Genomic DNA, 10559 nt, shown 5'->3' on the forward strand with positions numbered 1-10559 from the left:
CGGCTGGTCAGGGCCTAGACTCCCGTGCGTACAGATCGTCGGCCCGGAACCGTGGCAGCGCCGGACGCGCACGCGGAACGGACGGCGGGGCTGACCGCGAGACGGGACACGAGACAACAGGGACGGGTGTCGTGCCGGACTACTTCCACGGCTATTCGGTCGTCGGGCTGGTGGCGGTCGTCGGCGTGCTCTTTGTCGCCGTGGCCTTCGCCGGCGGGCGGCTGCTGCGGCCCGTCGTGCCGACGCGCGAGAAGATGCTGACCTACGAGTGCGGCGTCGACCCGGTGGGGGAGGACTGGGCGCACACCCAGGTCCGCTACTACGTCTACGCCTTCCTCTACGTCATCTTCGCGATCGACTCGATCTTCCTGTTCCCCTGGGCGACGATCTTCGCCGCGGCCGGGTTCGGGGCGGCCACGCTGGTGGAGATGTTCATCTTCCTCGGGCTGCTCGCCATCGGTCTGCTCTACGCATGGAAGAAGGGCGTCCTCACATGGACGTGACACGCGCCGACCTCCCCGAACCGCGCCGGCTGGGCGCCCTGGCCCGGCTCGCGCCGGAACCCATGAAGGTGATCCTCAACTGGGGGCGCCGCTACAGCCTGTGGGTGTTCAACTTCGGCCTGGCCTGCTGCGCGATCGAGTTCATCGCCGCGTCGATGTCCCGGCACGACTTCATCCGGCTGGGCGTCATCCCGTTCGCGCCGGGCCCCCGCCAGGCGGACCTGATGGTCGTCTCCGGCACCGTCACCGACAAGATGGCGCCCGCGGTGAAGCGGCTCTACGAGCAGATGCCGGAGCCGAAGTACGTGGTGTCGTTCGGCGCCTGCTCCAACTGCGGCGGGCCGTACTGGGACTCGTACTCGGTGACCAAGGGCGTCGACCAGATCATCCCCGTCGACGTGTACGTGCCCGGCTGCCCGCCGAGGCCCGAGGCGCTGCTGCAGGGCATCCTCAAGCTCCAGGAGAAGATCGCCGAGGAGTCGCTGGGCGACCGCTACGGCCGGGCTGGCGGCCCGGCGGCCTCGCCGGCGGCGCTGGCCAGCGGCCTGGTCACCCCGCCGCCGACGCCCGCGAAGCCCGCGACGGCGGAGCACGCCGAGCCGTCGACGCCCACGGCGCCCGGGACCGGTGGCGGCGAGGCGGGAGAGGCGGAGAAGTGAGTCAGGAAGCGAACCGGCCGGACCCGGATGCCGAGGGCGTCGAGGACGCCGAGGGCGTCGAGGGCGCCGGCGCTGACGGCGGTGCGGAGGCGCCCGAGGCCGCGGAGGTCGCCGTCGGCTGGTTGCCCGCGCCGGCGCCCCAGGTCTTCGGGCCGGGCGCGAGCGCGGCCGAGGCGTACGACCTGCTGACCGTGGACGTGCCCGCCGAACGCTGGAAGCACGCCCTCACCACCGCCCGGGACGACCTCGGCTGCGGCTACTTCGACTGGCTGAGCGCCGTCGACGAACCCGGCACCGGCTTCCTCGTCTCCGCGCACGTCGTCAAGCTGCCGACGGCGGGCGGCGTCGCGCCCCGCCGGCTGCTGCTGCGCACCACCGTGCCGCACGACGCCGCCGAACTGCCGACCGTCACCGACGTCTACGCCGGCGCCGCCTGGCACGAGCGGGAGACCCACGAGATGTTCGGCGTCCGGTTCGCCGGACACCCGCACCTGGCACCGCTGCTGCTGCCGGACGGCTTCGAGGGCCATCCGCTGCGGAAGGACTTCGTGCTCGCGGCCCGGGTCGCCAAGGCCTGGCCGGGCGCGAAGGAGCCCGGCGAGGGGCCGGACCACAGCGGCCCCAAGCGGCGCCAGATGCTGCCGCCGGGCGTACCGGACCCCAACGAGTGGGGCCCGCTGAAGGGGCAGCTGCCGCCCGCACCGGCCCGGCCGGCGCGCGGCCGCGCCGCCGCCGGCGAGCGCCCCGCCCGCCGTACGCGCACGGCCGCGGCCGGTTCCGCGTCCCAGGCGGGTGCCGCGGGTGCCGCGGGTGCCGCAGGGGCGGCGGGTGCTGCCGGAGGTGCCGCCGCGGGCGAGCGTCCGGCACGTCGTGCCCGTAGCGCGGGCGAGGGTTCCGCGAGCCAGCGCCCGGCGACGGGCGGTTCGGGGGCGGCCGGGTCGGCCGCCGAGTCCTCCGCCACCGGACCTTCGGCCGGCGGTCCGGCGGCCGCCGGACCGCGCCGGTCCCGCAGCGCCTCGGAGGGCTCCGCCTCGCAGCGGGCCGCCGAACCGACACCGGCACCAGCTCCGGAGGAGCCCACGGCCGGCGACCCGGCGGCCGAACAGACCAAGCGGACCGCCCCGCCCCGGCGTGCCTCGTCCGACGCCCCCTGGCACCACCCGAAGCCTGCCCACGACGAGCCGACTCCGCCCGGCGCGGCGGAGGCCGCCGACCGTCCGGCGAAGGAAGCCGACCGCCCGGCGGAGAGCACCGACGCACCGGCGGAGCACGCTGATCGCCCGGCTGAGGGAGCCGGCCGTCCGGCGGAGGGTGCCGACCGCCCGACGAACGACGCCGCCCGCTCGGCGAACGACGCCGCCCGCTCGGCGACGGACGCGGACCGTGCGGCGCAGGAAGCCGAAGGCCCAGCGGGTGACGCGTCCCGCCTGGCGGATCACGCCGACCGTCCGGCGGAGAGCAGCGACGGACCTGCGACGGGCGCGGACGGCGCGTCGGAGGGCGGCGACCGTCCGGCGGACGACGGCGGCGCGGGTGACTCCGGGGCTTCGGGCTCGGGGCGTCGTGAAGACGCCGAGGCTTCCGAGGCTGATCGGCCGGAGGGCGAGGACTGATGGAGTTCTTCGACGTCGCGTGGCGGCTGCTCGCCGTGCTGGTCGCGTTCCTGACGCTGCCGCTGCTGGTCGGGCAGACCGAGCACAAGGTCATGGCGCACATGCAGGGCCGGGTCGGCCCCATGTACGCGGGTGGCTTCCACGGCTGGGCGCAGCTTGTCGCCGACGGTGTGAAGTTCGCGCAGAAGGAGGACGTGGTGCCGGCGGCCGCCGACCGCCGCGTGTTCCAACTCGCGCCGGCCGTCGCGCTGGTGCCGTACCTGCTGGTACTGATCGCCATCCCGATCGCGCCGAACGGCGTTGTCGGGCAGGTCGTCGACGCGGGCATCTTCTTTGTGCTGGCCGTGCTCGGCGTCGGCGTGCTGGGCCAGGTGATGGGCGGCTGGGCGTCGGCGAACAAGTACTCGCTGCTCGGCGGTATGCGCACCGCGGCCCAGCTGCTGGCGTACGAGCTGCCGCTGCTGCTGGCCGCCGCCTCGGTGGCGATGGCGGCCGGCACGCTGTCGCTGCCGGGCATGCTGGAGAGCTGGCAGTGGTGGTGGCTGCCCTGGCAGCTGATCGGCGCGTTTGTCTTCTTCACGGCCGGTATCGCCGAGTTGCACCGGCCGCCGTTCGACGCGCCGCTCGCGCCCGAGGAGATCATCTTCGGCCCGCTGACGGAGTACGGCGGTCTGCGGTTCGCGCTGTTCATGCTCGCCGAGTACGCCGGCATCGTGGTGATCTCGGCGCTGACGGCGGTGCTCTTCCTCGGCGGCTGGCACGGCCCGTTCGCCGACCAGCTCGGCTGGCTGTGGATGCTGCTCAAGACAGCGGCCCTGTGCTTCCTCGTGATCTGGATGCGGGTGGCCTGGCCGCGTCTCCGCGCCGACCAGATCCAGCGGTTCGCGTGGACGTGCCTGGTGCCGTTGGCGCTGTTCCAGATCGCGCTCACCGGCGTCGTGAAGGTGGTGTTCCTCTGATGGGCCTCCCCGGTTCCGGTCTGGCCAAGGGCCTGGCCGTCACCCTGCGGACGATGACCCGCCGTTCGGTGACCGCGCACTATCCGGACGTGCAACCCGAACTGCCCGCGCGCAGCCGCGGCGTCATCGGGCTGTTCGAGGAGAACTGCACGGTCTGCATGCTCTGCGCCCGCGAGTGCCCGGACTGGTGCATCTACATCGACTCGCACAAGGAGACCCTCCCCGCCGCCGCGCCCGGCGGCCGGGAGCGCAGCCGCAACGTGCTCGACCGCTTCGCGATCGACTTCTCGCTCTGCATGTACTGCGGTATCTGCATCGAGGTGTGCCCTTTCGACGCGCTGTTCTGGTCGCCGGAGTTCGAGTACGCCGAGACCGACATCCGCGACCTCACCCACGAGCGGGACAAGCTCCGCGAGTGGATGTGGACCGTGCCGGAACCGCCGCCGCTGGACGACGCGGCGGAGGAGCCGAAGGAGATCGCCGCCGCGCGGAAGGCCGCCGACAAGCTGGCCGCCGCGCAGGCCGCGGCCGCCGAGTCCGCGAGCGGCGAGTCCGCGAGCGGCGAGTCCGCGGCCGGCGAGGGCGGGGGAGACGCATGAGCGGGCTTGTCCTGCTGGGCGCCGAGCGCGGCTTCCTGTCGCCCACCGGTGTGGAGATCACGTTCCTCCTGGTCGGCCTGGTCACGCTGGGCGGGGCCGTGTTGGCGGTGACCAGCCGCCAGCTCGTGCACGCCGCGCTGTGGCTGGTGGTCGCGCTGGGCGGCATCGCCGTGCTCTACCTGCTGCTGACGGCCGAGTTCATCGCCTGGGTGCAGGTGCTGATCTACGTGGGCTCGGTTGTTGTCCTCCTTCTCTTCGGGCTGATGCTCACGAAGGCGCCCATCGGGCCCTCGCCGGACGCGGACTCGGGCAACCGCTGGGTCGCCCTGGCCGTCGCGCTCGCCACGGCGGCCACGCTCGTCACCGTGGTCGTGGACGCCTTCCGCACGGCGTGGATCGAACTGGACGTGCCGCAGGGCACCACGGAGATCGTGGGCCGCAGCCTGTTCCGGCACTGGGTGCTGCCGTTCGAGGCGCTTTCGCTGCTCCTGCTCGCCGCCCTGGTCGGCGCGATCGTGCTGTCCCGACGGAAGAAGGAGCGGCGCTAGACATGCATCTCGCCTATCCCGCCGTGCTGGCCGCGCTGCTGTTCAGCGTCGGCCTGTACGGGGTGCTGGCCCGACGCAACGTCGTGCTGGTGCTGATCTCCGTCGAGCTGATGCTCAACGCGGTCAACCTCAACCTCGTCGCCTTCGACGTCTGGCTGCGCGACGAACTGCACGCCGGCCAGTCGCTGACGCTGTTCACCATCGCGGTCGCCGCCGCCGAGATCGGCATCGGCCTGGCGATCGTGCTGCTGGTCTACCGCAACCGGGGCAGCTCCAACCTGGACGAGCTGCGCGACCTCGTCGAACGCGACCCGGGCGACGACAACAGCGACGGCGACGCGGGTGACAACACGTCCCGACCGACGGCGTCGGCCGCCGCCGCGCCGAAGGGAGAGGTCACCGCGTGAGCACCACGACCCTCGCCGTACTCGTACCGCTGCTCCCCTTCCTCGGCGCCTGCGCCGGCCTCGCCGCCGGCCGCCGCGCGCCCGGCTTCGTACGCCCGCTCGCCGTCCTGCCGACCGTCGCCGCCTTCGCGCTGGCCGTGCTCGTGGCGGTGCGGCAGGGCGGGGGAGTGGGCCCGGACGCGATCAACGCCGCCACCGAGCTCACGCCGACCGGCAACGCACTGCTGCCGATCGACCTCGCCTTCCACCTGGACGGCTTCGCGGTCCTGGTGGCCGTGCTCGTCGGCCTCGTCGCCACCTGCGTCCAGCTGTACTCCACCGGCTACCTGCGGGACGACCGGCGCTACCCCTCCTACGCCGCCCTGGTGTCCCTGTTCACCGCCGCGATGCTGCTGGTCGTCTACAGCGACGACCTCATCGTGCTGCTGGTCGGCTGGGAGGTCATGGGCATCTGCTCCTACTTCCTGGTCGGTCACTACTGGGAGACGGCGGCGGCCCGCTCGGCCTCCCTCAAGGCGTTCCTGGTCACCAAGCTGGGTGACGTCCCCTTCCTGATCGGCATCCTGGCGCTGGCGTCCGAGGCCGGCACCTTCCGGATCTCCACGATCACCACCCGCCTCACCTCCCAGCTCTCCGACTTCGAACTCAGCCACCCCACGGTGATCGCGCTGCTGCTTCTCGCCGGGGTCGCCGGCAAGTCGGCGCAGTTCCCCCTGCACAGCTGGCTGCCGGACGCGATGGCCGGCCCGACGCCCGTCTCCGCGCTGATCCACGCGGCGACGATGGTCGCCGCCGGCGTGTACGTCGTGGCCCGGCTGCTGCCGGTGTTCACCGCGTCCGCCGCCGCGCTGGTCGTGCTCGCGGTGATGGCCGCGCTGACGATGGTCGGCTCGGCGCTCGCCGCGCTCGCCCAGGACGACGTGAAACGCGTCCTGGCGTACTCGACGATCGGACAGCTCGGCTATCTCGCCGGCGCCCTCGCCGTCGGCAACCGTTCCGCCGCCACCTTCCACCTCCTCTCCCACGGCGCCTTCAAGGCGCTGCTGTTCCTCGCCGCCGGCGTGCTGATCGCCGCCGCCGGCACCGGGTCGCTGACCGCGATGGCCCGCACCTCCGGCCTGCGCGGCCGCGCGCCGGACGCCTTCTGGACCATGACGATCGGTCTGCTCGCGCTCGCCGCCATCCCTCCATTCAGCGGCTTCTTCTCCAAGGAGGCCGTGCTGGCCGCCGCCGAGCACGCCGCGCTCGACCCGGTCGCCGGCATCCCGGTCGCCGCCGGCTGGATCGTGCTCGTCGCCGGGCTGGCCACCGCGCTGCTCACCGCCGCCTACGCCACCCGGCTGTGGCTGCTCGCCTGGGCCGGCCGGTCCCCGGCCGCCGCGACCGTCGCCCCGACCGAACTGGACGTGCCCGACACGCCGGTGACCGCCGGCGGCGCCGGACCCGAGGCCCGCGCCCAGACCCACCCGGGCACCGCCGCGACCACCCCCATGAACGCCGTGCTGTGGCTGCTGGCTGTGCCCTCCCTCGCGTTCGGACTGCTCTACGGCTGGCTCGCCGACTGGTTCGCGGGCCCCAGCCTGGCGCCGACCCTGACCACCTCCGTGCTCGGCACCGGGCTCGCGCTCATCGGCGCCCTGGTGACCTACGCGGCCTGGCGTCAGGCCACGGCGGTGGGCCGCACCCCCGACCCGACGCCCGCCCTGCTCGGACCGCTGCACCAGCCCGCCCGCGCCGGCTTCCACCTGGACGCCGCCTACGACCGGATGTTCGTCGCACCGGTGCGCGGCGGCGCCCGACTGGTGGACTTCCTCGACCGGGAGGTCGTCGACGCGTACGTGCGCGGCGCGGCGACCCTGCCCGGCTGGCTGGGCACGCTCGCCCGCCGCGCCCAGACCGGCAACGCGCAGACGTACCTGAGCGTGCTGCTGGCCGGAGCCGTCGTCCTGGCCGTCGCCGTACTCGCCGCCGGAGCGTGACCCGTGATCACCCTCAACGAGACCGTGCTCCAGCTCCTGCTGGTGGCCGTGGTCGTCCTGCCGCTGATCGGCGCGGGCGCCGCCCTGCTGCCCGCCCCGCCGGGCCTGCGCGGCCGCGACCCCGAACAGGCCGTCCTGCGGCACGGCGTCACCGTCACCGGCGCCGTCCTGCTGGGCGCCCTCGTCCTGGCCGCCGGCTTCGACCTCGACCGGCCCGGCGCCATGCAGGCGGAGTCGGACATCAGCTGGATCCCGGCGTTCGGCGTCCGACTGCACTTCGGCGTCGACGGCATCTCGCTCCCCCTCCTCGTACTGACCGCGCTGCTGACCTTCCTCTGCGCGCTGTACTCCTACTTCGTCAAACCCCCCGAGAACGCCCCCTCCGCGAAGGCGTTCGTCGCGCTGCTGCTCGTCCTGGAGACCGGCGTCCTGGCCACCTTCGCGGTGCTGGACCTCGTCCTCTTCTTCCTGGCCTTCGAGATGGTCCTCATCCCGATGTACTTCCTCATCGCCCGCTGGGGCGGCGAGGGACGGGCCCGGGCCGCCTGGCGCTTTGTGCTCTACACGCTGCTCGGCTCGGTGGTCATGCTCCTCGGGCTGCTGCTCGTCGGCCTGCAGGCCGGCACGTTCGACATGGTGGCACTCGCCACTGACAACGGCGCCTCGCTCAGCCGGACCACCCAGCTCGTCGCGGTCCTCGCCATCGGCGTCGGCCTCGCCGTGAAGACCCCGATGTGGCCGCTGCACAGCTGGCTGCCCGACGCCCACACCGCCGCACCGACCGTCGGCTCCGTCCTGCTCGCCGGCGTGCTGCTGAAGATGGGCACCTACGGGCTGGTGCGGATCGTGCTGCCGATCGCGCCCGAGGGCGCCGCTTACTTCGCGCCCTACCTGGCCGCGTTCGCCGCCGTCGGCATCGTCTACGGGTCGCTGGCCTGCCTGGCGCTCGTCCGGCAGGGCGCCGGCGGCGACCTGAAGCGGCTCATCGCCTACTCCTCCGTCGGCCACATGGGCTTTGTGCTCCTCGGCATCGCCACCCTCACCCGGACCGGCGTCAACGGCGCGCTTTTTGCCAACGTCGCCCACGGGCTGATCACCGGACTGCTGTTCTTCCTGGTCGGCGCGTTGAAGGAACGCACCGGCACCACCGACCTGGACCGGCTCGCCGCCGACCGGGGCGCCGCCCTGTACGCGCGCGCCCCCCGCTTCGGCGGGCTGCTGGCCTTCGCCGCCGTCGCCTCCCTCGGCCTGCCCGGCCTCGCCGGGTTCTGGGGCGAGATGCTGGCCCTCCTCGGCGCCTTCCACCCGGCGGACGGGCTCAGCCGGCCCGCCTACCTGGTCTTCATGGCCGTCGGCGGCTTCGGCACCCTGCTCACCGCCGCCTACCTGCTGCTTGTGGTGCGCAGGGTCTGCATGGGCGACCCGGCGCACGCGCCAGCGCTCGCCGTGCCCGCTGCCGGCTCCGGCGCGCCGGGCGCGGACGGCACCGGGGAGCGCGCCCCGGCCGCCGTCGGCGCGCCCGGCACCGCCGCCGAAGACGCGGGCGCCGCCGCGCCCGGCGTGCCCGACGAGGAACGCGCCGGCGCCCCGGAGCCCGTGCCCGCGCCCACCACCGGCGCGCTGCCCGACGTGCGCGGCTACGAGTTCGCCGCCTGGACGCCGCTGGTCGCCCTCACGCTGCTCGCGGGCCTGTGGCCCGCGGTCCTTCTGCACCTCACCGACCCGGCCGTGCAGAACCTGCTGCCAGGAGTCAGCCGATGACGTACGCCGCCGACGCCCTCCTCGACGCGGACGCGCACCTCCACGCGGACACCCTGCTGCGTGCCGCCGACAACGTGCCGGCCGCCGGCAGCCTCATCCAGTCCGTCGACTGGGTCGCCATCGCGCCACCGACGATCGTCGCCGTCTCCGCCCTCGTCCTGCTGGTCGCCGACCTCTTCCTGACCGGCGCGCGCAAGCGCCTGCTCGGCTGGGGAGCCGTCGCCGCGCTCGCCCTCGCCTGCCTCAGCCTGCTGCCGCTCGTCGGCGAGGACCGCGGCACCTTCTGCCTCACCACCGACCCCGCCCTCTGCAGCTACAGCGCCGACACCCTCGCGCTGGTCGTGCAGCTCCTCGTCCTCGGCGCCGCGCTGGTCACCGCACTGCTGTCCCTCGTCGTCGTACGGGACGCCGACCTGCCGCGCGGCGAGTTCTGGTTCCTGCTGCTGTCGACCGCCGCCGGCGCCGCCCTGCTGCCCGCCTCCCGCGACCTGGCCACCCTGGTCATCGCCCTGGAGGTCGCGTCGCTGCCCACCTTCGCGCTGGTCACCCTGCGCCAGGGCGACCGGCGGGCGTCCGAGGCCGCGCTGAAGTTCTTCCTCTCCTCCGTCACCGCCACAGCGGTCACGCTGATGGGCGTCAGCTTCGTCTACGCCGCCACCGGCAGCCTGCACCTCAGCCGCATCGCCACCGCGCTGCCCGTCGTCGACGCCGGACTCACCACGCTCGCCGCCGTCGGCGTCACCCTCACCCTGGTCGGCTTCGCCTTCAAGACGGCCGTCGTCCCCTTCCACTTCTGGGTGCCCGAGACGTACGTCGGCGCGCCGGTGCCCGTCGCCGCGTACCTGTCCGTCGTCGGCAAGACCGTCGGCTTCGGCGGACTCATCCTCGTCACCATCCTGGCGTTCCCCACCTACGCCACCACCTGGGGCCCGGTGCTCGCCGTGCTGGCGGCCCTCACCATGACCGTCGGGAACGTCGCCGCCATGCGGCAGCGCCCCGACACCCGCGACAGCGCGGTACGGCTGCTCGCCTGGTCCTCCGTCGGCCAGGCCGGCTACCTGGTCGTGCCGATCGCGGCCGCCGCCTGGGCCGACGCGCCGATGCGCGCGGTCGGCGCCACCCTCGCGTACGCCCTGATGTACGCGGCCGTGAACCTCGGCGCGTTCGCCGTGGTCATCCACGTCGCGCGCGGTGCCCGCGCCAACCGGCTGCTCGACCACCGCGCCCTCTACAGCACCCACCCGTTGCTCGCGCTCGCCCTCGCCTTCTTCCTGCTCTGCCTGGCCGGGCTGCCGCCGGGCGTCGTCGGGCTCTTCGCGAAGGTGGCCGTGTTCGGCGCCGCCGTGGACGCCGGGCTGGGCTGGCTCGCGGTGGTGATGGCCGTCAACGTGGTCATCGGCCTCGTCTACTACCTCCGCTGGACCGCCCTCCTCTTCCAGCGCCCCGAACCCGCCCCGCACCTCCCCGAGGCGCCGCACGCCCCGGAGGCGCCGCACGCCCCGGAGGCCGCTCCGGCCGCCGAGGGCACGGG

Annotated in this window: 10 protein-coding genes; all 10 read left to right on the forward strand. The window is 73.8% G+C overall.

Annotation, left to right across the window (positions count from 1 at the left end; all coding sequences use genetic code 11):
* Positions 1–131 precede the first annotated feature (131 nt).
* On the forward strand, positions 132–503 hold the full coding sequence (locus GL263_RS13615; protein ID WP_143651409.1) for an NADH-quinone oxidoreductase subunit A: 372 nt from the start codon (positions 132–134) through the stop codon (positions 501–503).
* On the forward strand, positions 494–1162 hold the full coding sequence (locus GL263_RS13620) for an NADH-quinone oxidoreductase subunit B (RefSeq protein WP_182855950.1): 669 nt from the start codon (positions 494–496) through the stop codon (positions 1160–1162). Before GL263_RS13615 ends, GL263_RS13620 begins: the two co-directional genes overlap by 10 nt.
* A gap of 122 nt (positions 1163–1284) precedes the next feature.
* Complete coding sequence (locus tag GL263_RS13625; RefSeq protein ID WP_228456488.1) at positions 1285–2775, forward strand: NADH-quinone oxidoreductase subunit C; 1491 nt, start codon at positions 1285–1287, stop codon at positions 2773–2775.
* On the forward strand, positions 2775–3734 hold the full coding sequence (locus GL263_RS13630) for a complex I subunit 1/NuoH family protein (protein WP_182855951.1): 960 nt from the start codon (positions 2775–2777) through the stop codon (positions 3732–3734). Before GL263_RS13625 ends, GL263_RS13630 begins: the two co-directional genes overlap by 1 nt.
* Positions 3734–4333: a NuoI/complex I 23 kDa subunit family protein gene (locus GL263_RS13635; RefSeq protein WP_182855952.1), complete on the forward strand. Its 600-nt coding sequence runs from the start codon at positions 3734–3736 to the stop codon at positions 4331–4333. Before GL263_RS13630 ends, GL263_RS13635 begins: the two co-directional genes overlap by 1 nt.
* Complete coding sequence (locus tag GL263_RS13640) at positions 4330–4881, forward strand: NADH-quinone oxidoreductase subunit J family protein (RefSeq protein WP_182855953.1); 552 nt, start codon at positions 4330–4332, stop codon at positions 4879–4881. The genes GL263_RS13635 and GL263_RS13640 overlap by 4 nt, the downstream gene beginning before the upstream one ends.
* 2 nt (positions 4882–4883) lie before the next feature.
* The gene (gene nuoK, locus GL263_RS13645) at positions 4884–5288 is read left to right on the forward strand and encodes an NADH-quinone oxidoreductase subunit NuoK (RefSeq protein ID WP_182855954.1); all 405 of its coding nucleotides are present in this window, start codon (positions 4884–4886) and stop codon (positions 5286–5288) included.
* Positions 5285–7267 (forward strand): NADH-quinone oxidoreductase subunit 5 family protein, encoded by a 1983-nt coding sequence (locus GL263_RS13650; RefSeq protein WP_182855955.1) that lies wholly within the window; start codon positions 5285–5287, stop codon positions 7265–7267. Before nuoK ends, GL263_RS13650 begins: the two co-directional genes overlap by 4 nt.
* Positions 7268–7270: 3 nt before the next feature.
* Entirely contained in the window at positions 7271–9028 is a 1758-nt protein-coding gene (locus GL263_RS13655) for a complex I subunit 4 family protein (protein ID WP_182855956.1), read from the forward strand.
* Positions 9025–10559 (forward strand): NADH-quinone oxidoreductase subunit N (locus tag GL263_RS13660; protein ID WP_182855957.1); only part of this gene is annotated, 1535 nt, incomplete at its 3' end. The genes GL263_RS13655 and GL263_RS13660, both read left to right, overlap by 4 nt.

This window comes from Streptomyces durbertensis (assembly GCF_014156695.1).
Classification (GTDB): domain Bacteria; phylum Actinomycetota; class Actinomycetes; order Streptomycetales; family Streptomycetaceae; genus Streptomyces; species Streptomyces durbertensis.